Raw genomic sequence first — 20,937 nt, 5'->3', positions numbered from 1 at the left:
GGGGATCAGATCAGGCTCGATTTGCCTCGGCTCAGCACTTGGCCTGCACCTTTGGTGCCGACGATCCGACCCTGGCTGCAGACCACCTCTCCCCTGGCGATTGTCGTCACCGGCCATCCCGTGACCTCGAAACCTTCCCAGGGCGTGTAGTCCGCGCCGTGATGCAGATCGGCCTGCCGGATCGGCTTCTTCAACTTGGGATCCCAGAGAACGATGTCGGCATCGAAACCGACGCCGATCGAGCCCTTGCGCGGATAGAGGCCATAGATGCGGGCGTGGCTGGTCGCCGTCAGCTCGACGAACTTCTGCAGGGTGATGCGTCCCTTCGAGACGCCCTCGGAGAACAGGATCGGCAGCCGCGTCTCGACGCCGGGGATGCCGTTCGGTACCCAGCGGAAGGAGGTACGGGCGTTCGGCGTCAGCTTGCCCTGGGGATCGTCGTAGCGGAACGGGCAGTGATCGGACGAGAAGGTCTGGAACACGCCTGATGTGATGCCTTCCCAGATCGCCTGCTGGCTCTCGACGTCGCGTGGCGGCGGCGAGCAGACATATTTCGCGCCCGTAATGTCCATGTTGAGGCCCTTCATGTCGTCGGCCGTCAGCGTGATGTATTGCGGGCAGGTCTCGGCATGAACGGGCAGGCCGCGCTGCTGCGCCCAGCGCACCTGCTCCATCGCCTCACGTCCGGAGACGTGCACGATCATGATGGGAACGCCGATCACCTCGGCATGGCTGATGGCCCGGTGCGTCGCTTCGCGCTCGACCGCTTGCGGCCGCGAGGTGCCGTGATAGTACGGCGCGATATGACCTTCGCGCTCCAGCTTGCTGGTGAGGAAGCGGATGGCGTCGTAGCCCTCGCAATGGACCATCACCAGCGCCTCCTCGCGGCGCGCGACGTCGAACACTTCGAGCAGCTGCTTGTCGCTGAGCACGAGGTCGTCATAGGTCATGAACACCTTGAACGAGGTGTAGCCGTCCTTGACGAGGGCCGGCAGCTCCTGCCCGAGCACCACAGCAGTCGGGTCGGAGATGATGAGGTGGAAGGCGGTGTCGATGTAGCACTCGCCTTCGGCGAGCTTGCGATAGTTCTCGACACAGGTGCGCAGCGAGGTGCCCTTCTCCTGCAACGCGAAGGGCAGCACCATGGTGTTGCCGCCGGCCGCCGCCGCGCGTGTCGCCGAGGCAAAATCGTCGGCCATCACCACGTCGGGGCCCGAGGGCTGGGAGATATGGACGTGGCTATCGATGCCGCCCGGCAGCGCCAATAGGCCCGTCGCATCGATCTCGCGCGCCGCCCCCTCGATGCGATCGGCGATGCTGACGATGCGGCCTTCGCGAATTCCGATGTCGGCGCGAAACTCGTCGCTGGCCGTCACGATGGTGCCGCCGCGGATGGCGAGGTCGAGCTGCGTCACTGATGTCTCCGTCACCTGATATTTGGCATGGTCTGGAAGATCCGCCCCCATTGCGCAAGGGCCGTCACATCGCCGCCGGCGAGACCCAAGGTCCGCCACAGCGTCACCGCGACCGAGTCGAGCACGGCGATGTCCAGCTCCCGCTCCAACGTGGCCGCAAGCGCCGCACCATCGAGATTGGTGCAGAGGATGACGATCGCGTCAGCCCCCTCCGCCGCTACGGCCCGGATCATGTCCGTGATCGTCGCCGGCGCGACCTCGCCAAAGGAAAAGTTGTCACGCAAGCCGAGATGCCGCTCTGCATACGGGGCAACGCCCTCCTCGGCCCAGACGTCGGCGATGCGCCGCTGCACATCATCGGTATAGGGCGAGACCAGGCCGACGCGCCTCGCGCCGAGCGCGCGGGCGGCATCGATGCAGGCGAGCGTCGACGTCGTCGCCGGCACATTTGTGCGGGCCGTGATCGCCTCGCACAGAGCGCGGTCGCGGCCAATGCCGAGCCAGCTTGCGGACGTGCCATTCCAGGCGATTGCGTCGACCCTGGCATCCGCCAGTAGATCGGCCGCCGGCAACATCACCGAGGCATCGAACTGGCTCAGCGCGGCGGCATCGAGCGCAATCTCGGTGACGCGGAAGCGCGCGAAATGCGCGGTGATGCCGGAGACATCGGCCAGCATGGCGCTGGTGACGGGCTCGAGCACCGAGTTGGAGGACGGCGTGATCATGCCGAGGCGTTTGCGCATGGCGATACCTTACGACGCCTGCGCAAGCCGCGTCGACTCCTCCCGGATCAAAGCCAGGATGTGGCGCTTGGCGTCGTTGAATTCTGGGCTGGTGATGTCGCGCGGGCGCGGCAGGTCGAAATTGACCGCCTCGCGGATCCGGCCCGGCCGCCTGGTCATCACCACGATCTTGTTGCCGAGCACCAGCGCCTCGTCGACGCTGTGGGTGACGAACACGATGGTGCAGCGGCGCTTCTGCCAGATCGCAACCAGCTCCTCCTGCATTTCGAGCTTGGTCTGGGCGTCCAGCGCCGCGAACGGCTCGTCCATCAGGATCACGCTGGGGTTCATCAGCAGCGCGCGAGCGATGCCGACGCGCTGGTTCATGCCGCCCGACATTTCGGAGGGATGATGGTGCTCGAAGCCGCGCAGGCCGACGAGCTCGATGAACTCCATCGCCCTGTCGTAGCGCTCGGCCTTGGCGATGCCCTTGAGCTTGAGGTGGAAGGCGATGTTGTCGATCGCGGTCAGCCACGGCATCAAGGTCGCCTGCTGGAACACCACGCCGCGGTCCGAGCCCGGCCGCTCCACCTGCTTGCCGTCGACCAGCGTGCGGCCGGACGTCGCCTGCTCGAAACCGGCGATGATGTTGAGCAAGGTCGACTTGCCGCAGCCGGACGGGCCGAGCAGGCAGACGAAGTCGTTGGCCTCGATGTCCAGATTGATGTTGTCCAGCGTCAGGAGGTCGCGGCCGCGCCGCTTGTCGGAGAACACTTTGACGATGTTACGAAGCTCGATTGCCGCCATCAGCCCACCCTGCCCTGCACCGTGGTGGTCTGCTGCCAGCGCAGCGTACGCGCCATGATTGCCTTGAGACCGAGGTCGGAGAGATAGCCGAGCAGCCCGATCGAGATCATCGCAGCCAGCACGATGTCGTAGCGCAGGAAGTAATAGGAATCCCAAAGCACGTAGCCGAGGCCGCTCTTCACCGCGACCATCTCCGCCGTGACCGTCAGCATCCAGGCCGAGCCGACCGCGATGCGAAGCCCCGCAAAGATCGCGGGTAGCGCCGCCGGCAGCACGATGTCGGTCAGCATCTGCCGCCCATTGGCACCCATCATCGCGCCGGCGCGGACCAGATTGTGGTCCACGGTCTTCACGCCATGGATGCTGTTCATCAGCACGGGAAAGAAGGCGCCGAGGAAAACCAGGAAGATCGCCGGCTTGTCGGCGATGCCGAACCAGATGATGGCGAGCGGAATCCAGGACACCGGCGGGATCGGCCGCAGCATCTGCAGGGTCGGCTCAAGCGTCTTCTCGAACAGGCGCGACCAGCCGATCGCGACGCCGGCGAGGACACCGAAGAAGCTTGCGAGTGCAAAGCCGCCGAAGACGCGAAGCGCGCTGGCGAGCGCGTCGCGCAGCCAGTGCCCGGAATAGGTCTGCGTGGTCTCATCAAAGCCGAACACCCAGTCTCCGAGCGCATGCAGCACCGCGCTCGGCGCCGGCAGCAGCGCCGGCGGCAGCATGCCGCTGCAGGCAAAGGCCTCCCAACCGGCGACCAGCAGCGCCGGCACGACCAGGCGTTCGAGCCCCTGGAATGCCCGCGTCAGCCGAAACGCCGGCCTGGCGGGCGAGACGTCAGTAACCGAGGTCATTCTTGGTTTTTCCGGTGGCCTGCTCCAGGAACGAATAGTCCATGTTCTTCGCCGCCTCGGTGGAGACGTCCTTCGAGATGTATTTGAGGTCGCGCATCATCGCGGCGATCGCCAGCGTCTGCGAGCGATGGATCGCGGGATCTGGCGATGCATTCTGCAGCGCCTCAGTCGCCACGTTCTTGTCGAGGCCGGTCAGTTTGTTGATGACCTCGATCCAGGGCGCCTTGTCCGCGATCAGCTTGTTGTCAAGCTCGACCACGGCGCTGACGACGCCCTGGACGCCGGCGCGCTGGCTCGCGATCACGTCGGAACGGGTGACGATCAAATTAGTAAGGTTGCCCGCGGCCTGCTCGTACGGCAGCACGAAATGCTTGCCGGCGCCGGCGAGCCGGATCTGCGAGGCGAACGGCTCGACCGAACAGATCATGTCGACCTCGCCGCGCTGGAGCGCTGCGAGATGGTCGGACGGATTGGGAATGTTGATGAACTGGATGTCCTTGTTGGGATCGACGCCCTGCTTGAGGAACGCGCCGCGCATGTGGATGTCCTGCGCATTGCCGCGGGAGGCCGCGACCTTAAGCGGCTGACCGTCGCTCTTCGCCTTCGCAACGGTCGCCTTGAACGTGGCCCAATCTTCCGGGGGAAGGCTCAGCTTCGCAGAGGAGAGGCATTCCGAGCCGCCATTGATCTGCCCGGAGACCGCAACGACGTCAAAACCTTTGTCGAGCGCGGTGATGTAGTGGAGATAGGTGACCTGTGCGACGTCGATGCTCTTCGACACCAAAGCGGTGAGCACGTCATTGCCCGAGTTGAAGCCTGTGGCCTCGACCTCGACGCCCTTCGCGATCCCGGGGATGAGCGACATCGGCAGGCAGTGCGCACATTTGGCGTAGCCGAGCTTGATCTTCGCGGCTTGCGCCGAGACGAGATCGCTTCCGCCAAGCACCAAAGCCATCACCACGAGGCCCAGTCGCACACTCGTCCGCATCGCTCACTCCGTTTCGAAACCGCGGCATCCCGCGCGTCGGGAGCGATCATCCGCCGGCCTTTGGCGCAGCGCAATCCAGTTTTTGCATGCTGCATACAATTTGCGCGGTATGCCATTGTTTTCAGCCGGATGCGTCGGTATTTTGGGCAAGCAGACGGGCCGGAAATGGCTAGGATCGACGTGAGAAATGAGGCACGCGTGCAGGCAAGATCGGAAGCGCCAAAGGGACGAAAGTCGCCCAAGCTCAAGCGGATGGGCCTGCATGAGCGCGCCGCCGCGCGGATGCGGACGATGATCATTCGCGGCGAGCTGCCGCCGGGCTCGCAGACTCAGGAGACCAAGCTGTCGAAGGAGCTCGGCGTGTCGCGCACCCCCCTGCGCGAGGCGATGAAGGTGCTCGCGGCGGAGGGCTTGATCGAGCTCCGTCCGAACCGCAGCCCGCGCATTGCCGATATCGCGGTCGACGGCATCTCGGAATTGTTCGAGGCCCTCGCCGGCATCGAGCGGCTCGCCGCAGAACTCGCCGCGGAGCGCGCCACCGAGCGCGATCTCGCCCGCCTGCGCACGCTGCAGACCCGGATGGAGGGTCATCACCGCAGCGGCAAGCTCGACGATTATTTCGCCATCAACGGCGAGATCCACAGCACCATCGTCCGCATGGCGCGCAACACGCCGCTGCGCGAGGCGCACGAGACGCTGATCTCGCGCGCCGAGCGTGCGCGTTATCTCGCGCTCGGCGCCGACAGGCGCTGGAGCAATTCGGTCGACGAGCACGCCGACATCCTGGCCGCGCTCGAAGCGCGCGACGGCGAAGCGGCCGGCCGCCTGCTCGGCGCGCATGTCGCGCGGACCGGCACGGCGCTGCTGGAAGTCCTCGCCGCCTCTCAGGCCAAGCGGCCGGCGGCATGATCATGAAGCTGCTGCTGCTCAACCCCAACACCAGCACCGAGGTCACGCAGCTGATGCTGGGCGTCGGGCAGCGCGCCGCCTCAGAAGGCACCGAGCTGATCCCGTGCACCGCGACCCGCGGTGTGCCCTATATCGCCACGCGCACCGAGGCGCAGATCGGCGGCGCCATCGCGCTGGAGATGCTTGCCGAGCAGCACGAGAAGGTCGACGCCGCGATCATCGCGGCCTTCGGCGATCCCGGCTTGTTCGCCGCGCGCGAGACCTTCGACATTCCCGTGATCGGCATGGCGGAGGCGGCGATGCTGACCGCGTGCATGGCCGGACGCCGCTTTGCCATCGTCACTTTCGCGCAGGCGCTGGGGCCCTGGTACGAGGAATGCGTCCGCTCCCACGGACTGTGGGAGCGCTGCGCCGGCATCCGCATGCTGGATACGCCGTTTCAGGCGATCTCCGAGGTCGGCAACGAGAAGGAGGACATGCTGGTCGAGCTCGCCCGGCGCGCCATCGTCGAGGACGAGGCCGATGTGCTGATCTTTGCCGGCGCCCCGCTCTCGGGCCTTGCCGAGCGCGTCTCCGACCGGATCCCCGTCCCCGTGGTCGATCAGGTCATAGCGTCAGTGAAGCAAGCCGAGACGCTGCACGCGCTGCGTTTGCGCAAGGCCATTGCCGGCACGTTCCGCCGTCCCGCCGCCAAACCGACCATCGGCCTTGCCGATGCGCTCGCCGCCCGGCTCGAGCATCGCGACAGCTGATCAGAGAGGCGGCCGGCGATGCGAAAAACCCAGTTCGTTCTCGAGCATGCGGCCGAAGGCAAACAAGCGGGATTCGCATCCCGGCGGCGCGATGATCTGGATGCCGAAGGGCAGCTCATGCTCCCCGCGTGGCACCGGGAGGGTCAACACCGGGAGGCCGACCAGCGACACAATGAAGGTCACGGCGAGGTAGTCGATCGGCGTCTCCAGCGCAGCCCCGTCGATGGCAGTGACATCGGCGATCTCATTCGGCCAGGGCAAGACGGACGCGGCCGGTGCGACCAGGACATCGGCGTGAGTGAACAGCTCGCGAAAGCTGCGGTAGATCGCGGTGCGGCGCCGCTCGGCGTTGAGGTAGTCCTGCGCGGACAGGTTTGCGCCGGCTTCGATATTCCAGATCACCGTCGGCGTGAGCTCCGCACGCCGCGTCCTCAGCAGTTCGCCATAGCTGCTCGCGATGTTCGCGGCGCGGAGCGTGCGGAAGGCTTCGATCGCCCCGCCGCAGTCGGGCGAGGATGGCACGAGATCGGCAACACGCGCGAGCGCCTCGCAAGCCGCAGCGAGGCGCGCACGAACCTCGCGCGCGACGGGCGCGACGCCGAAATCGGGCGTGACGGCGATCCGGGGGCGGCCAGCGATGGAGTGATCATCACCGACGCTGCCGAGCGAGAGCGGATCATTCGCATCGCCTCCGGCGCAGACCGACAACGCGAATTCGAGATCGTCGACGTTGCGTGCGAGGAAACCGTGGGTCGCCAGCATGTCCCAGCCGAACGGCCGGCGCGGCGACGGGATGCGGCCGGGTGTCGGCCGGATCGAAGCGACGTCGCAGAAGCTGGCGGGCGTGCGTACCGAGCCGCCGAAATCAGTGCCATGCGCCAGCGGCACCATGCCGGATGCGACCGCGACGGCAGAGCCGCCGGACGATCCGCCGGAGGTCAGCGCGGAATCGAACGGATTGCGTGTCGGTCCGCACAATCTGTTGGTGCAGACCGCCCCGAAGCCGAACTCCGGCGTGTTGGTCTTGCCGAGAATGATCGCGCCGGCGCGCCGCAGTCGCGCCACCACGAGATCGTCCTCGCGCGGGACGTGATCACGGAACAGCACCGATCCGTAGGTGGTCGTAAGTCCCGCAGTGTCGGTGAGGTCCTTGATTCCAACGGGCACGCCATGCAGCGGTCCGATCGGCGCAGATGCCGCGTCGCACATCTGCGCGGCGCGGCGGGCGCCGTCCGCATCGACCGTCACGAACGCCGCCAATCGGGTGTCGCGGTCTGCAATCCGCGCGAGATGCGCTTCAACGGCGTCACGGGAGGACAGCTCGCCCCTCACAATGGCGCGCGCAAGCTCGGTGGCGGTGAGGTCGCATATCGATCGATCCGATGTCATGGGACCACCATGCCAAAACACACGCCGAAAAGCGACAGGCGCGGGCACGAGACTTGCTTTCTCCTCTGGGGCAACGGGAGGCAACACCATGGTTGATGCGCCAAGCGGCCGATCGCTCGTCGTCGACGCGGTCACCCACCGGTATCCGAGTGGCGCGCTTGCGGTCGAGAACATCAATCTCGACATCAAGGGCGGCGAGATCATCGCCCTGCTCGGTCCGTCCGGCTGCGGCAAGACAACGCTGCTGCGCATCATCGCCGGCTTCATCGCGCAGACGCAAGGCAGGATCATCATCGGCGACGACATCGTCGATGCGTTGCCGCCGAACAAGCGCGCCGTCGGCATCGTGTTCCAGAACTACGCGCTGTTCCCGCACCTGTCGATCAGCGAGAACGTCGCCTATGGCCTTGCCGCCCGCGGCATCGACAAGGCGACGCGCCAGCGCGAGGCGCAACGCCTGCTGGAGCTGGTGCAGCTGCCGGCCATGGCCGAGCGGCTGCCGCGGCAGCTCTCCGGCGGCCAGCAGCAGCGCGTTGCGCTCGCCCGCGCGCTCGCGATCAAGCCGTCGATCCTGCTGCTCGACGAGCCCTTCGCCGCGCTCGACAAGAATTTGCGGCTGGACATGCAGATCGAGGTCAAGCGGCTGCAGCGCGTCTCCGGCATCACCACGCTGATCGTCACGCACGACCAGGAAGAAGCGCTGTCGATGGCCGATCGCGTCGCCGTGCTGAGCCATGGCAAGCTCGAGCAGTTCGGCTCGCCATCGGACGTCTATGACCGTCCGCAGACGCTGTTCGTCAACACCTTCGTCGGCTCCACCAACCGCTTGCCCGGTGTCGTGGTCTCGGCGGATCGCACGGAGGCGAAGGTGCGCCTCGATGCCGGCGCGGAGATCATCGCGCGTCCCGCAGGCGGTGCGCTCAGCGAGGGCGGCCGCGTCACTGTCTGCATCCGGCCCGAGCATCTGCAATTCGTCGGCGACGAGACCGGCTTTGCCGGTGTGGTCGGCATGTCGCTGCCGCTGGGCGCCACTGTCGTGCATGAAGTCACCACCGCCGATGGCTCCGGCGTCAAGGTTTCTCAGGCGCGCATCGGCGAGACGCGCGCCTTGGAGAACGGTGCTGCGGTGCGCCTCGCGCCGCTCGCCCCATCGCTCGCCAACGCCTTTCCCGCAACGCTTTAGATCCAATCTTTGTCCAGAGGGGAGTTTGATATGATCATGAACCGCAGAAGCCTGCTGACCACGGCGCTCACGCTCGGCGCCATGAAGGCGTTTCCAGGCCTGAGCTACGCCCAGGCGCGCCCGCTGGTGTTTGCGACCTTTACCGGCAGCTGGGAGGAAGCGCACAAGGCCGTGCTGGTGCCGGCGTTCCGCAAAGCCAATGCGGACGCCGCGATGGTGCTCGATCCCATGCTCTCGGTCGACCAGATCGCCAAGGTCAACGCAGCGAAAGCAAATCCGCCGATCGACGTCATGCTGCACGATCCGGGCCCTGCCCTCGTCGCCGTCGGCCAGGATCTGGTCGAGCCCTATCCGGTCGAGAAGAGCGCGTACTACAAGGACCTGATCGCTGAGGCACAGGAGCCGATGGGCCCCGCCCCGTTCTTCCAGGTCGTCGGCCTCACCTACAATCCGGAAGCGGTCAAGACGCCGCCCACGTCATGGGCCGACCTCTGGAAGCCGGAGTTCAAGGGCCGCGTCGGCATCACCAACCTCAACTCGACGCTCGGCACCGGCTGGCTGGTCGAGATCGCCAAGATGCGCGGCGGCTCGGAGGCCAATGTCGATCCGGGCTTCAAGGCGCTGGAGGAGCTCAAGCCCAACCTCGCCGCCGTCGCCGCCAATCCCGGCGCGCTCGCGACCCTGTTCCAGCAGGGCCAGATCGACATCTCGCCCGGCAATTTCAACGCCATCCAGATCCTGAAGGCGCGTGGCGTGCCGGTCGAGTTCGTGGCGCCGAAGGAAGGCGCCATTGCCTTCAAGACCACGATCCACATCGTCAAGAACTCGCCGAACCGCGAGCTCGCCTTCAAGCTGATCGAGGCGGCCTTGATGCCGGAGGTGCAGACCACGCTGATGAACCCGCCCTATCTGATCGTGCCGACCAATTCCAAGGTGGCGATGGGTGGCGAGATCGCACGCGTGCTGGCCAAGGACACCGCCGAGCTGAAGAAGAAGTTCGTGTTCCAGGACTGGAAGAAGATCAACGAGCAGCGCTCGGCCTGGATCGAGCGCTTCAACCGCGAGATCAAGATCTAAACCATGGGCGCAGCACCGGCAGCACGGGACGTGACGTCCTACGGAATGGGATTGGCTGCGCCGCTGGCGCTGTTCTTCCTGGTCTTCTTCGTCGCGCCGCTGCTGCAATTGTTCTGGCTCTCGCTGCACAATGACACGGCCGGGCTCCATTGGGGGCTCGGCCAATACCTTCACTTCCTCACTGATCCGTTCAGCCTCGGCGTGCTCGGCTCGACGCTGCTGCTGGGCGCCGAGGTGACGGCCGTCTGCCTCGTGCTCGGCTTTCCCATCGCCTGGCTGTACCAGCGGGTCGGGCCAAAGCTTCAGACCGTCATCATCCTGATCGTGCTACTGCCGCTTCTGACCAGCGTCGTGGTCCGGACCTTCGCCTGGATCGTCATCCTCGGGCGTCAGGGCATCATCAATGCGACGCTGCAATCACTCGGCCTAATCGATACCCCGCTAAAACTGCTCTACACCCAGTTCGGCGTGGTGATCGCGCTGGCACAGGTGCAGATGCCCTTGATGACGCTGCCGCTGATCACCGCGCTCGGCCGCATCGATCCCAATCTCGACGATGCCTCCTGCTCGCTCGGCGCCGGAAGCTGGCGCACCTTCTTCCGAATCGTGCTGCCGCTGTCGCTGCCGGGCGTCATCGCCGGCTGCACGCTGACCTATGCCGCCTCGATCACCGCCTTCATCACCCAGTCGCTGATCGGCGGCGGGCAGATGCTGTTCATGCCGATGTATCTCTACCAGCAGGCCTCGACGCTGCAGAACTGGCCGTTTGCGGCCGCGATCTCGATCATCTTCCTGCTTGCCGTGCTCGCGGTCGTCTCGGTCTTCACCACGCTCGGCCGCATGTCGCGCGGCTATGGAGGCGCATGATGAGCGGCCGCAAGCGCACGCTCGAGGCGATCAGCTTCGAGCTCGTCATGACCGTGATCGCGGTGATCGCGCTTCTTATCATCATCGCCCCCTCGCTCGTGGTGCTGATCGTCTCCTTCACCAGCGGCTTCTCGCTGCGCTTTCCGCCACCCGGCTATTCGCTGCGTTGGTACGTCGAGCTGTGGAATGCGTGGCAGCTGCACTTCGCCGCCAAGAACAGCCTGATCGTCGCGCTGTGGGCGACCGGCTTGTCCGTCGTGCTCGGCGTCGCCGCAGCGCTCGCGATCTCGCGGTCACGGACGCTGTCGGCGCGGCTGCTCGATTCCCTCTTCATGTCGCCGCTGGTGCTGCCCGCGCTCGCCTTCGGCCTCGCTGCGCTGATGCTGTTCTCGCTGGTCGGCCTGCCGGTGTCGCCGCTGACGCTGGTGATCGGGCATACCGTGGTCTGCGTGCCCTATGTGGTGCGCAACACGGTTGCAGCGCTGGCCCAGCTCGAGCCGACCCTGCTCGAAAGCTCGGCCGTGCTCGGCGCGAGCCGCCTCTACACGTTCCGGCGCATTGTGCTGCCGCTGATCCGGCCGGGCATCATCGCCGGCGCCTTCATCGCCTTCATGTCGTCGTTCGACAACGTGCCGGTGTCGCTGTTCCTGCGCGATGCCGCCACCGACATGCTGCCGATCCGGATGTGGCAGGATCTCGAAGGCAAGCTGGATGTCACCATCGCGGCACTCTCGGGCGTGCTGATCATCGCCACCATCGCGCTGGTCGCGGTCATGGAGCGCGTCACCGGCCTGTCGCGGCGGCTGACCAACTGATCAGGCGCCGCGGAACAGCGAATAGCCCCAGCGCGTGAATTTCAGCGGCAGATGAAAATGCTCATCAACGTTCTTGATGCGAAAGCGGAACGGCGTCACGGTGAGGAAGCCGTCGCGCTCGCCAAAGAACTCGCCGAGATGAAACAGCACCTCGTACTCGCCTTCCGTCACACCGGCACCCTGCGCGACGGCATGATCAAGCACGCCGCTCGCGCCGAGCCGCCCGTCGGCGATGCGCTGGGAATCCGGATCGATCCGCCAGATCTCGACGCGCAGCCCCTGCGCGGGCCGTCCGCTCGCGACGTCGACTGCGTGAATGGAAATACCGCCTGCCACAATGTTCCTCCCATGAGCACGCCGCCATGGTAGACGGAAACACGGCCGCTCGGCCAGCACCGGCATTGCTGCCGGCCCTGTTGCCTGCTTTGGGGGCGATGACCGCGCTGCAGGCCCTGGTCGCGCTGGCCTTGTTCGCGCCCGGCGTGGTCGCCCCGCGCGCCCATATCGAGGTCTGGCAGCTCTCGATGTTCTCCGCCGCCGTATTCGCGGTCGGCATCCCCGCCTCGTTCTGGGGCGGCGGCTTCATCGCGCGCCTTGGCTCGCTGCGGATCGCGAGCCTGTGCGCGGCGGCCATCGTCGTCGGCATGGCCCTGGCTTCGCTCGGAACGAGCGCCGCGCTGCTGGCCGCGGGCGTCTGCATCGGCCTTGCCATGGGGCCGGAGACGCCGGCGAGCGCAGCGCTGCTGGCGCGCCTCGTGACCGCCGAGCGGCGCGCCTTCGTGTTCTCGGTGCGCCAGACCGGCAACCAGATCGGTGCGGTCTGCGGCTCGCTGGCCCTGCCCGCGATCGCCATCGCGCTCGGACCGGTCTGGTGCTATGCGGCCGTTGCTGCCTTGGCGCTACTGGCGATCGCGCTGTTCGAACGGTTGCGGCCGGCCTATGCCGGCAAAGTCGCCCCGCCGCCGAAGCTCGATCTCCAAGCGCGGCTGGCGCTGGTGATCGCAGACCGTCGGATCGCGATGCTGGCGCTGGCCTCGATGCCGTTCAGCGCGATGCAGGTGTCGCTCAACACGGTCTTCGTCACGCTCGGCACACGCGAGCTCGGCCTCAGCCATATCGAAGCCGGCATGGCGCTCGCCTGCGCACAAGCCGGCGGCCTCGTCGGCCGTCTCGGCTGGGGCTATGTCGCCATGCGGCTCGATGCCTCGCGCGCCGTTCTCGTCGTCATCGGCCTCGGCATGGCCTTCTGCGCCGCGCTGCTCGGCCTGAATGGCGCTTCACTCGGGCGCAGCGGACAATTCATCATTGCCGCATTGTTCGGCCTGACGGCGTCCGGCTGGAACGGCGTCTTCGTCGCCGAGATCGCGCGCCTCGCCCCGCAAGAGCGGATCGGCGAGACCACCGGCGCGGTGCTGACCGCGTCCTATGCCGGCCTCCTTGCCGCACCCGCGCTGGTGTCGGTCCTGGATGGCGTGGCGAGCCTTGGCGCGGGCTTCTTCGCCCTGGCGTGCCTTGCCCTCGGCGGCACATTGGCATTGATGTGGGGAGGCCATGACGACGCGGACAAATAGCGCGCGCGAGATCGCTGCCGACGTCAGCGCCGGGCGGACCAGTGCTGTCGAGATCGCGAAGGCCGCGCTCGGCCGCATCGAGGCCGCCGAGGCCTTGAACGCGGTCGTCACGATCGCTCCGGCGCGCACGCTGGCGGATGCTGCGGAGGTCGATGACCGCCTGCGCATGGGCGAGACCATGCCCCTCGCCGGCGTGCCGGTGATCGTCAAGGACAACATCTGGATCGGCGGCTGGCGCGTGACGCAGGGCTCGCGCCTGTTCTGCGAGTTCATCGCACCGCGCGATGCCATCGCGGTCGAGCGGCTGCGCAAGGCCGGTGCGGTCGTCGTCGGGATCGGCGCGACCTCGGAGTTCGCCTGCAAGGGCGTCACGACCTCGCAGCTGTATGGGCCAACCCGGCATCCGCTCGATCCCACTTTGACGCCCGGCGGTTCATCGGGCGGCCCGGCCGCAGCGGTTGCGGCCGGCCTGGTGCCGCTCGCGATCGGCACCGATGCAGGCGGCTCCAGCCGCAGGCCGCCGGCCCATGTCGGCGTCGCCGGCTTCAAGCCGTCCTACGGCGCGATCCCCTATGGGCCCGGCTTCGCCGAACCGTTCTTCGGCCTCTCCGTGGTCGCGCCGATCGCAACTGATACGGCCGACATCGCGCTGGCGTTTGAAGCCATGGTCGGCGCCGATCCGCGCGATCCGGAGTCTGCCGTCGTTACGCAGCAGGCCAAAGACATCGGCAGTCAGCGCATCGCGTTCTCGCCGCGCCTTGGTCTCGACGTCGCGGTCGACGACGTCGTCGCGAATGGCCTCGCCGCCGCCGTCGACCGGCTCTCCGCAGCAGGTCTGCGCATCACACGACGCGATCCCCTCTGGCCGGCAGGCGCCACGGAGGATGCGATCATGCCGCTGCAGCATGCGGGTCTTGCGGCACTCCACGGCGATACCTTTCGCAAGGATCCGACTGTCTTCGATCCTGACATCGCCAAGCAGATCGAGCGAGGTCTCACCTGGTCGGGTGCGGAGGTCGCTGCAGCGCTGCTTGCGAGCACCGCGATCGCCAACGCCTTCGCCGCCTTCTTCACCGAAATTGACCTGCTGCTGGCGCCGACCGTCCCGTGCGTCGCCTGGCCGCTGATGCAGCTCGGCCCTGATATGATCGGTGGAAAACCCGCAAGCCCGCGTGCCCATGCGGTGTTCACGCCCTTCGTCAATCATGCCCGCCTGCCGGCGATTTCGATTCCGTGCGGAACGGATCGGCGCGGGCTTCCCTTCGGCCTTCAGATCATCGCGGCGCGCGGACAAGACCGCTCGCTCCTCGCAGCAGCGCAAGAGATCGAAGCGATCTTGAGAGCGTAGTGCCTGACGCAAACGGAGACTCCTATGGTTGAGAACGCTCATTCGACAATTCGGCCGCTCGACCCCCGCGATCGCTGGACCGAGCTGTCCCGGGCGGAGCGTAGTGCGGCCTATGACAACAACGCGGCGGTCAAGAACAGCCCGGCCCTGATCGCCGAGCGCAACGAAGCCTCAAGCCGGCTGCGGGGCACGCTCAAGTCTCATCTCGACTTGCCCTATGGCGAGCGGCCCAACAACAAGATTGACCTCTACCCGGCCGCGGAGCCTGAAGCGCCCTGCCTGGTGTTCCTGCATGGCGGCTACTGGCAGCGCAATTCGCGCGAGCTGTTCGCCATGCTGGTCGAAGGCGTCGCCGCGCATGGCTGGTCGGTTGCGATCCCCGGCTATTCGCTGGCACCCGAGGTGTCCCTCAGCGACATCGTCGCCGAGATCCCGCGCGCGCTCGACTGGCTCGCGGCGCATGGCGCGTCCTACGGCGTTGCCGGACCGGTCGTGCTGTCGGGCTGGTCCGCCGGCGCCCATCTTGCTGCGATGGCGCTGGATCATCCGCGTGTCCATGCGGGGCTCGCGCTCTCCGGCGTCTACGATCTCGCGCCGATCCGCGATACGGGATTGAACGACGCGCTGAAGCTGACGGACGAGGAGATCGCCACGCTGTCGCCGCTGCGCCTGCCCGTCACCCGGAAGCGCCTCGACATCGCCTATGGCAGCAGCGAACTGCCGGCGCTCGTTTGCGATTCAATCAATCTCTCCGACAAGCGCGAGGCGGCGGGAGCGCCGGGCAAGCTCATCTCGGTCGAGGGCGCCGACCATTTCACCATTCTCGAGGCTCTGCGCCGACCGGACGGAGTCCTGGTGGAGGCCGCGCGGCGGCTGCTGGACTAAAAGCGCGAAAACAACCCCATGCACAGTAGCGATGCCGTTGTTTCCAAAGACGAATTTTTTTGAGGATCAATCGACATAGCCGCCACCGCTTTGACTCGTCGGGCAAAACAGGGGCATGATGTCATCATCGCCCAGGCTGCCGCTCCTGCAGCTCGATCCAGATTCGCTCGCCCATGATCCGAGCTGGATAAAGCCGCAGCGGCCGGCTCGGCCAGCCCGCACTGATCGCGCCGTCGCGCAAATCGAATGATGCCGCATGGCGGGGACAACGGAGCCGCCCTGCCGTCACCTGCCCCAACGCCAGATCCGCCTGTTCGTGCGGGCACGCCCGTTCGCAGGCGACGACGTCGCCCTCGTTCCAGATCACGAGCAGGTCGCGCCCGGCGACGCAGACGATCGCCTCCGCCTTCAGCCGGTCGAGATCGCAGACCGGAATCCACCCGGCGTCGTCACCCACCGAGATAGGCCTTGCGCACATGCTCGTTCGCGATCAGCTCGGTCCCGGCGCCCGACAGCACGATGCGGCCGTTCTCGAGCAGATAGGCATGATCGCACATTTCGAGCGCGGCAAACGCGTTCTGCTCGACCAGCAGCACCGTGGTGCCGGCATCGCGAATGCCGCGGATGATCGCAAAGGTGCGCTCGACGATATTGGGGGCGAGCCCGAGCGACGGCTCGTCGAACATGATCAGGCGCGGCCGCGACATCAGCGCGCGGCCGATCGCAAGCATCTGCTGCTCGCCGCCCGACAGCGTGCCCGCTGCCTGCCGGCGCCGCTCGGCGAGCCGCGGAAATTCCGAGTAGATGCGGTCGCGATCGGCAACGATCTCGCCGGAACCGCGACGGAGGTAAGCCCCCATGTCGAGATTTTCCTCGACGCTCATATGCGGAAACACGCGCCGCCCTTCCGGGCAGTGCGCGATGCCGCTCGCCAGCACGCGCGGCGGCCTCGCGCCGGTGATGTCGATGCCCTCGAACTTCATCTGGCCCGAGCGCGGCGGCACCAGGCCGGAAATCGCGCGCAGCGTCGTGCTCTTGCCGGCGCCGTTGGCGCCGATCAGGGCGACCAGCTGGCCGGCTTTCACGTCGAGCGAGATGCCGCGCAGCGCGGTGACGCCACCGTAGCCGCAGACCATGTCGCGGATCTCAAGCACGTCCTGCTCCATGTCCAAGATAGGCTTCGATCACCGCAGGATCGTTGCGGATCACCTCCGGCGTCCCTTCCGCGATGATGCGGCCATAGTTGAGCACCACGATGCGATCCGAGACTGTCATCACCATCGGCATGTCGTGCTCGACCAGCAAAATTGTGATGCCGCGGTCGCGGATGCCACGGATCAGCTCGACGAAACGGTGCGTCTCCGAGGCGTTCATGCCGGAGACGGGCTCGTCGAGCAGCAGCATCGACGGCTCCGCCGCCAGCGCCAGCGCGACACCGACCAGGCGCTGCTCGCCGTAGGAGAGCGAACCCGCCGCATCGTGGGCGCGGCGTTCGAGCCCGACCCATTCGAGCAGCTCGCCTGCCCGCTGCCGCAGCTTGCGCTCCGAGGCGCGGGCGCCTGGCAGGCTGAGGATCGCGTCGAGCAGCCGCACCCGGCCCTGCCGGTGCAGGCCGATCAGGAGGTTGTCGTAGACGGTGTCGTTCGGGAATACGCTGGTGCGCTGGAAGGTGCGGATCAGGCCGAGATCGGCGATCTCGTGCGGCTTCAATCCGGCGAGCGCAGTGTTGCGATAGGCAACGCGGCCCGCGCTCGGTGTCAGGAAGCCCGTCATGACATTGAAGGCGGTGGTCTTGCCGGCGCCGTTCGGCCCGATCAAACTGACGATCTCGCCCTCGCCGACCTCAAAGCTCATGTCGGAGATCGCGACCAGCCCGCCGAAGCGGACCGCGACCTGATCGATGGTCATGGCGATGCTGCGCGCCGTCATCACGCCGGCTCCTTGGCGCCGGTTTCAGTGAGCGTCACCGGCGCCAGCGCTGTCGTCCCGCTCCGTCGCCGGGTCAACCGCTGCGCCAGAGACGGCACGATGCCGCGCGGCAACACGAACAGGATGGCGATCAGCACACCGCCATAGGCGATCCATTGCGCCTCCGGCGCCATCACCGGACGTAGCGCCACCGGCAGCAGGCCGAAGATCAGGCCGCCGACGACGGGCCCCGCCAGCGAGCCCTTGCCGCCGCTGATGACCATGATCACCATGGTGACGGTGTTGATGAAGGCGAACACTTCGGGATCGATGATCCGGATGTAGTGCGCATAGAGGCTTCCGGCCGCACCGGCGATCGCGGCCGAGATCACTGCGGCAATCGTCAGCGTCCTGGTCACGTCGATGCCGACGGAGACGGCGAGCGTTTCATTCTCCATCAGGCCACGCATGGAGCGGCCGAAATGGGAATGAACGAGGCGCGCGATCAGGAGATAGGCGATGAGCGCGACGACCAGGACGAGATAGTAGTTCTGCATCTTCGTGCGGAGCGTCAGCTCGCCAAGGCCGGGCAACGGCAGCGCGATGAACGGGATGTTGGTCAGCGCCAACGGGCCCTGCGTCAGCTCGACCCAGTTCAGCGCGACCAGCCGGACCACCTCGGCAAAGGAGATCGTCACGATGACGAAATAGGCACCGCGGACACGGAACGACAACAGACCGACGAAATAGCCGCACAATCCTGCAATCAGGATCGCCAGCACGAAGCCTAGGATCGGCGGCCAGGGCGTGTGAACCAGCCGAAAGCCTCCGGGCAGGCCGATGTCGAAGCCGAGCGATGTCAGTGCGCTGACATAGGCGCCGATGCCGAAGAAGGCGATATGACCGAGGCTGAGCTGGCCAGTGAAGCCGAGCAATAGGTTGAGGCTCATCGCGCCGATGACGAAGATGCCGGTCGTGATCAGCGCGTTGAGCAGATAGGGATCGCGCAGCCAGAGCGGCACCGAGGCCAGCGCCGCGACGGCGAGAATGGTGACAGCGGCCCTCATCCGACGCGCTCCGCGCGCGCGAACAGGCCGGTCGGCCGGAAGATCAGGACCGCGATGATGATCACGAAACCCATGGCATCGCGGTAGCCTGACGAGACGTAGCCGGCGCCGAGCTCCTCTGCCAGCGCCAGGATGAAGCCGCCGATCACCGCGCCCGTGATGTTGCCGAGGCCGCCGAGGATGACGATGGCGAAGGCCTTGACCGCGGCGAGATCGCCCATCTGCGGGAAGATCACGTAGACCGGCCCGAGCAGCGCGCCCGCGGCGGCGGCCAGGCTGGAGCCGATCGCGAAGGTCGAGGTGTAGATCATGTCGACATTGACGCCCATCAGGGATGCCGTGTCGTGATCCTGGAAGGTCGCCCGCATCGCGCGGCCGAGGCTGGTCTTGTTGATGAGCAGATACGTCACCAGGATCAACATGGCCGCCGCGGCGAGCACGAACAGGCGCAGCCATGAAACGGAGACCGGCCCGAGCACCAGCGGCGCCTCCGGGAATGGTGTTGCCACAGATTTGGCGACTCCGCCCCAGATCCACAGCGTGCCCGACTGCATCGCGATCCAGGCGCCGATCATCACCAGCATGGTGGTGTCGATGTCGGAGCCGCGCAGCGGGCGCAGCAAGGTCAATTCGATGGCCGCACCCAGCAGCCATCCGGCCAGCACGGCCACGGGGAGCGCGAGAAAGAAGTTCAGCCCGAGCTGCTGCACCACGATGAACATGATGTAGGCGCCGAACGTGTAGAGCACGCCATGCGTGAAGTTCACGACGTTCATGATGCCGAAGATCAAGGTCAGCCCGATGCCCAGCAGCGCATAGGTGCCGCCGAGCACGAGCATGTTGATCAGATGCTGGAGGAATTCGCTCAAGGCTGTTCCTGGATATTCTGGATGCCGGCGAGGGCCGCAACGTGCCGCCCTCGCCCGGGATTGACTGAGGCTAAAGCGGAATGGCTTTAGGTTGGATCGATTGCCACAGGCTCGGTGCAACCTCTCCCGCTTGCGGGAGAGGTCGCGCCGAAGGCGCGGGTGAGGGCTTTTTCCTCTTGGGGATGGTCCCGTTGCGGAGACACCCTCTCCCCAGCCCTCTCCCGCAAGCGGGCGAGGGAGCGCACCTCCTTCGTTGCTGCATCGAACCTGATCTCATCGCGCTTTAAAGGGTCTTCATCTCGATCTTGCCGTCGTTGATCTCGATGAGATAGACGTTCGGCTGGCTCTGACCGCTCTCCTTGCCCTCGGGGCCCGACTTGCGGAATACGATGTCGCCGTTCAGCCCCTTGATGTTGATGTTCCAGAGCGCCGCCTTGATCGCGGCGGGCTCGGCCTTGCCGGCCTTCTCGATCGCGGCAGCCACGGTGCGGATGCCGTCATAGCCGCGGAAACTCTCGGTGCAGCCCGCGAACTCGAAGCCGCGCTTCTTCCATTCCGCGATGAAATAATTGGTGGCTTCCGGGTTCGGCGTCTTGTCCGGGAACCAGGGCAGGAAGGTCGTCAGATGCATGGTGCCGTTGGCGGCCGCTCCCGCCTGAGCGATGATCTGGTCCGGGTTCTGCGAGCCGCCGGTGGTGATGATGCGCTTCTTCAGGCCGAGCGCGGCGGCTTGCTTGAAGATCAGGGTCAGCTGATCGACTGCGGTCGTCACGATGACCGTCTCGGAATCCGAGCTCTTGATCTTGGAAAGCTGCGCGCTCATGTCCTGCGCGCCCTGATCCATGGTTTCGACGAGGCCGATGGTGATGCCCTTGTCCTTCATCATCTTGCTGAAGTCCTCGGCGGTGCCGCGCCCCCAGTCGTTGTTGATGACGAGGAAGTCGACCTTCTTGAGCGCGAGCTTGTCGACGATGTTCTTGAACGCGGCCGCCTCGACCGCCGAGGGCGGCGAGATGCGGAAGATGAAGGGATTACCCGTCGTCGTGATCTTGCCGGAGGACGAGGTCTCCACCACCATCGGCGTCTCGTATTCCATCAGCTTGGGCATCACCGCGAGCGTCAGGCTCGAGCCCCAGGCGCCCATCAGGACCGGCACCTTGTCGCTGGTGATGAGCTTCTCGGCAACGGCGGCGGCCTCCGTCGGGTTGCTCTTGTTGTCCTCGATGACGAGCTCGATCTTCTTGCCGAGGACGCCGCCCTTGGCGTTGATCTCGTCGGCGGCGATCTTGGCGCCGTTGACCACATAGGTCCCGGAGGCCGCGAACGCGCCGGTGAGCGGCTCGTTGATGCCGATCTTGATCGTCTGCGCCCCTGCCGTGCCGCCGAACAAGGCCGTCGCAAGCGCGATGGCCGGAACCAGTCCGAGTGCTCGTGTCATGTTGTCTCTCCAAATCCCACGCTGTTGATATCCACGGTCGTCCAAAGCTTCGTCACTCCAAGGCTTCGTCACTCCG

General features: G+C 66.2%; 22 protein-coding genes. 9 read left to right on the top strand and 13 right to left on the bottom strand.

The annotated features are described in order from the left end of the window. Positions 1-5 precede the first annotated feature (5 nt). From hydA to HZZ16_RS01830, 5 genes are read right to left on the bottom strand one after another with little or no spacing between them, the layout of a single operon-like run. Complete coding sequence (gene hydA, locus HZZ16_RS01850; protein ID WP_197946799.1) at positions 6-1,466, bottom strand: dihydropyrimidinase; 1,461 nt, start codon at positions 1,464-1,466, stop codon at positions 6-8. After that, complete coding sequence (locus HZZ16_RS01845; RefSeq protein WP_197946798.1) at positions 1,427-2,158, bottom strand: maleate cis-trans isomerase family protein; 732 nt, start codon at positions 2,156-2,158, stop codon at positions 1,427-1,429. The genes hydA and HZZ16_RS01845 overlap by 40 nt, the downstream gene beginning before the upstream one ends. A 9-nt stretch (positions 2,159-2,167) precedes the next feature. Beyond that, complete coding sequence (locus HZZ16_RS01840) at positions 2,168-2,944, bottom strand: ABC transporter ATP-binding protein (protein WP_197946797.1); 777 nt, start codon at positions 2,942-2,944, stop codon at positions 2,168-2,170. Further along, positions 2,944-3,795: an ABC transporter permease gene (locus tag HZZ16_RS01835; RefSeq protein WP_197946796.1), complete on the bottom strand. Its 852-nt coding sequence runs from the start codon at positions 3,793-3,795 to the stop codon at positions 2,944-2,946. The genes HZZ16_RS01840 and HZZ16_RS01835 overlap by 1 nt, the downstream gene beginning before the upstream one ends. Then, positions 3,779-4,783 carry an ABC transporter substrate-binding protein gene (locus HZZ16_RS01830; RefSeq protein ID WP_197946795.1) on the bottom strand — a complete coding sequence of 335 codons (1,005 nt, stop codon included), beginning with the start codon at positions 4,781-4,783 and terminating at the stop codon, positions 3,779-3,781. The genes HZZ16_RS01835 and HZZ16_RS01830 overlap by 17 nt, the downstream gene beginning before the upstream one ends. A gap of 165 nt (positions 4,784-4,948) precedes the next feature. Between HZZ16_RS01830 and HZZ16_RS01825 the strand changes: the two genes are divergently transcribed. Together HZZ16_RS01825 and HZZ16_RS01820 are read left to right on the top strand one after the other, a co-directional pair. Next, positions 4,949-5,692 (top strand): GntR family transcriptional regulator, encoded by a 744-nt coding sequence (locus HZZ16_RS01825; protein WP_197946794.1) that lies wholly within the window; start codon positions 4,949-4,951, stop codon positions 5,690-5,692. A 2-nt stretch (positions 5,693-5,694) separates the two neighbouring features. Beyond that, positions 5,695-6,444, top strand: coding sequence for an aspartate/glutamate racemase family protein (locus HZZ16_RS01820; protein ID WP_197947259.1), 750 nt, complete (start codon positions 5,695-5,697; stop codon positions 6,442-6,444). Here the strand turns inward: HZZ16_RS01820 and HZZ16_RS01815 are convergent, their stop codons facing one another. Continuing rightward, positions 6,445-7,833 carry an amidase gene (locus tag HZZ16_RS01815; protein WP_197946793.1) on the bottom strand — a complete coding sequence of 463 codons (1,389 nt, stop codon included), beginning with the start codon at positions 7,831-7,833 and terminating at the stop codon, positions 6,445-6,447. It lies immediately after the preceding gene. Positions 7,834-7,921: 88 nt separating this feature from the next. Here HZZ16_RS01815 and HZZ16_RS01810 point away from each other — a divergent pair, with 88 nt between their 5' ends. From HZZ16_RS01810 to HZZ16_RS01795, 4 genes are read left to right on the top strand one after another with little or no spacing between them, the layout of a single operon-like run. Then, positions 7,922-9,016, top strand: coding sequence for an ABC transporter ATP-binding protein (locus HZZ16_RS01810; protein WP_197946792.1), 1,095 nt, complete (start codon positions 7,922-7,924; stop codon positions 9,014-9,016). A 30-nt stretch (positions 9,017-9,046) separates the two neighbouring features. Beyond that, positions 9,047-10,093 carry an ABC transporter substrate-binding protein gene (locus HZZ16_RS01805; protein WP_197946791.1) on the top strand — a complete coding sequence of 349 codons (1,047 nt, stop codon included), beginning with the start codon at positions 9,047-9,049 and terminating at the stop codon, positions 10,091-10,093. A gap of 3 nt (positions 10,094-10,096) precedes the next feature. Continuing rightward, a complete protein-coding gene (locus tag HZZ16_RS01800) occupies positions 10,097-10,960 on the top strand; it encodes an ABC transporter permease (protein WP_197946790.1) in 864 nt (287 codons plus the stop codon). Continuing rightward, positions 10,960-11,775, top strand: coding sequence for an ABC transporter permease (locus tag HZZ16_RS01795; protein ID WP_197946789.1), 816 nt, complete (start codon positions 10,960-10,962; stop codon positions 11,773-11,775). Before HZZ16_RS01800 ends, HZZ16_RS01795 begins: the two co-directional genes overlap by 1 nt. On the opposite strand, the gene HZZ16_RS01790 is transcribed toward HZZ16_RS01795, so the two are convergent. Then, entirely contained in the window at positions 11,776-12,111 is a 336-nt protein-coding gene (locus HZZ16_RS01790; protein ID WP_197946788.1) for a hydroxyisourate hydrolase, read from the bottom strand. It lies immediately after the preceding gene. A gap of 26 nt (positions 12,112-12,137) precedes the next feature. Between HZZ16_RS01790 and HZZ16_RS01785 the strand changes: the two genes are divergently transcribed. The 3 genes from HZZ16_RS01785 to HZZ16_RS01775 are packed head-to-tail and all read left to right on the top strand — an operon-like array spanning position 12,138 to position 15,579. Beyond that, the gene (locus tag HZZ16_RS01785; protein ID WP_197946787.1) at positions 12,138-13,346 is read left to right on the top strand and encodes an MFS transporter; all 1,209 of its coding nucleotides are present in this window, start codon (positions 12,138-12,140) and stop codon (positions 13,344-13,346) included. Beyond that, on the top strand, positions 13,327-14,694 hold the full coding sequence (locus HZZ16_RS01780; RefSeq protein ID WP_197946786.1) for an amidase: 1,368 nt from the start codon (positions 13,327-13,329) through the stop codon (positions 14,692-14,694). Before HZZ16_RS01785 ends, HZZ16_RS01780 begins: the two co-directional genes overlap by 20 nt. 24 nt (positions 14,695-14,718) lie before the next feature. Beyond that, positions 14,719-15,579 (top strand): alpha/beta hydrolase, encoded by an 861-nt coding sequence (locus HZZ16_RS01775; protein ID WP_197946785.1) that lies wholly within the window; start codon positions 14,719-14,721, stop codon positions 15,577-15,579. Positions 15,580-15,703: 124 nt separating this feature from the next. On the opposite strand, the gene HZZ16_RS01770 is transcribed toward HZZ16_RS01775, so the two are convergent. The 6 genes from HZZ16_RS01770 to HZZ16_RS01745 form a co-directional block, all read right to left on the bottom strand. Next, positions 15,704-16,036 carry a Rieske (2Fe-2S) protein gene (locus tag HZZ16_RS01770; RefSeq protein ID WP_376707545.1) on the bottom strand — a complete coding sequence of 111 codons (333 nt, stop codon included), beginning with the start codon at positions 16,034-16,036 and terminating at the stop codon, positions 15,704-15,706. Beyond that, the gene (locus tag HZZ16_RS01765; protein WP_197946783.1) at positions 16,029-16,733 is read right to left on the bottom strand and encodes an ABC transporter ATP-binding protein; all 705 of its coding nucleotides are present in this window, start codon (positions 16,731-16,733) and stop codon (positions 16,029-16,031) included. Before HZZ16_RS01765 ends, HZZ16_RS01770 begins: the two co-directional genes overlap by 8 nt. Next, positions 16,726-17,508 carry an ABC transporter ATP-binding protein gene (locus HZZ16_RS01760; RefSeq protein ID WP_197946782.1) on the bottom strand — a complete coding sequence of 261 codons (783 nt, stop codon included), beginning with the start codon at positions 17,506-17,508 and terminating at the stop codon, positions 16,726-16,728. Before HZZ16_RS01760 ends, HZZ16_RS01765 begins: the two co-directional genes overlap by 8 nt. Continuing rightward, positions 17,508-18,554: a branched-chain amino acid ABC transporter permease gene (locus HZZ16_RS01755; RefSeq protein WP_197946781.1), complete on the bottom strand. Its 1,047-nt coding sequence runs from the start codon at positions 18,552-18,554 to the stop codon at positions 17,508-17,510. The genes HZZ16_RS01760 and HZZ16_RS01755 overlap by 1 nt, the downstream gene beginning before the upstream one ends. Beyond that, the gene (locus HZZ16_RS01750) at positions 18,551-19,423 is read right to left on the bottom strand and encodes a branched-chain amino acid ABC transporter permease (RefSeq protein ID WP_197946780.1); all 873 of its coding nucleotides are present in this window, start codon (positions 19,421-19,423) and stop codon (positions 18,551-18,553) included. Before HZZ16_RS01750 ends, HZZ16_RS01755 begins: the two co-directional genes overlap by 4 nt. Before the next feature lie 283 nt (positions 19,424-19,706). Then, positions 19,707-20,861, bottom strand: coding sequence for an ABC transporter substrate-binding protein (locus HZZ16_RS01745; RefSeq protein ID WP_197946779.1), 1,155 nt, complete (start codon positions 20,859-20,861; stop codon positions 19,707-19,709). Between the last annotated feature and the right edge of the window lie 76 nt (positions 20,862-20,937).

Source organism: Bradyrhizobium glycinis, assembly GCF_016031655.1.
GTDB lineage: Bacteria > Pseudomonadota > Alphaproteobacteria > Rhizobiales > Xanthobacteraceae > Bradyrhizobium > Bradyrhizobium glycinis.
This window is presented reverse-complemented; position numbering and strand designations above follow the sequence as displayed.

Coding starts and splice junctions, on each gene's coding strand:
- HZZ16_RS01760 (WP_197946782.1), bottom strand. CDS start 17,508: ATGACGGCGCGCAGCATCGCCATGACCATCGATCAGGTCGCGGTCCGC.
- HZZ16_RS01820 (WP_197947259.1), top strand. CDS start 5,695: ATGAAGCTGCTGCTGCTCAACCCCAACACCAGCACCGAGGTCACGCAG.
- HZZ16_RS01785 (WP_197946787.1), top strand. CDS start 12,138: ATGGTAGACGGAAACACGGCCGCTCGGCCAGCACCGGCATTGCTGCCG.
- HZZ16_RS01745 (WP_197946779.1), bottom strand. CDS start 20,861: ATGACACGAGCACTCGGACTGGTTCCGGCCATCGCGCTTGCGACGGCC.
- HZZ16_RS01810 (WP_197946792.1), top strand. CDS start 7,922: ATGGTTGATGCGCCAAGCGGCCGATCGCTCGTCGTCGACGCGGTCACC.
- HZZ16_RS01780 (WP_197946786.1), top strand. CDS start 13,327: ATGACGACGCGGACAAATAGCGCGCGCGAGATCGCTGCCGACGTCAGC.
- HZZ16_RS01755 (WP_197946781.1), bottom strand. CDS start 18,554: ATGAGGGCCGCTGTCACCATTCTCGCCGTCGCGGCGCTGGCCTCGGTG.
- HZZ16_RS01830 (WP_197946795.1), bottom strand. CDS start 4,783: ATGCGGACGAGTGTGCGACTGGGCCTCGTGGTGATGGCTTTGGTGCTT.
- HZZ16_RS01815 (WP_197946793.1), bottom strand. CDS start 7,833: ATGACATCGGATCGATCGATATGCGACCTCACCGCCACCGAGCTTGCG.
- HZZ16_RS01800 (WP_197946790.1), top strand. CDS start 10,097: ATGGGCGCAGCACCGGCAGCACGGGACGTGACGTCCTACGGAATGGGA.
- HZZ16_RS01845 (WP_197946798.1), bottom strand. CDS start 2,158: ATGCGCAAACGCCTCGGCATGATCACGCCGTCCTCCAACTCGGTGCTC.
- hydA (WP_197946799.1), bottom strand. CDS start 1,466: ATGGGGGCGGATCTTCCAGACCATGCCAAATATCAGGTGACGGAGACA.
- HZZ16_RS01835 (WP_197946796.1), bottom strand. CDS start 3,795: ATGACCTCGGTTACTGACGTCTCGCCCGCCAGGCCGGCGTTTCGGCTG.
- HZZ16_RS01825 (WP_197946794.1), top strand. CDS start 4,949: ATGGCTAGGATCGACGTGAGAAATGAGGCACGCGTGCAGGCAAGATCG.
- HZZ16_RS01840 (WP_197946797.1), bottom strand. CDS start 2,944: ATGGCGGCAATCGAGCTTCGTAACATCGTCAAAGTGTTCTCCGACAAG.
- HZZ16_RS01805 (WP_197946791.1), top strand. CDS start 9,047: ATGATCATGAACCGCAGAAGCCTGCTGACCACGGCGCTCACGCTCGGC.
- HZZ16_RS01775 (WP_197946785.1), top strand. CDS start 14,719: ATGGTTGAGAACGCTCATTCGACAATTCGGCCGCTCGACCCCCGCGAT.
- HZZ16_RS01795 (WP_197946789.1), top strand. CDS start 10,960: ATGAGCGGCCGCAAGCGCACGCTCGAGGCGATCAGCTTCGAGCTCGTC.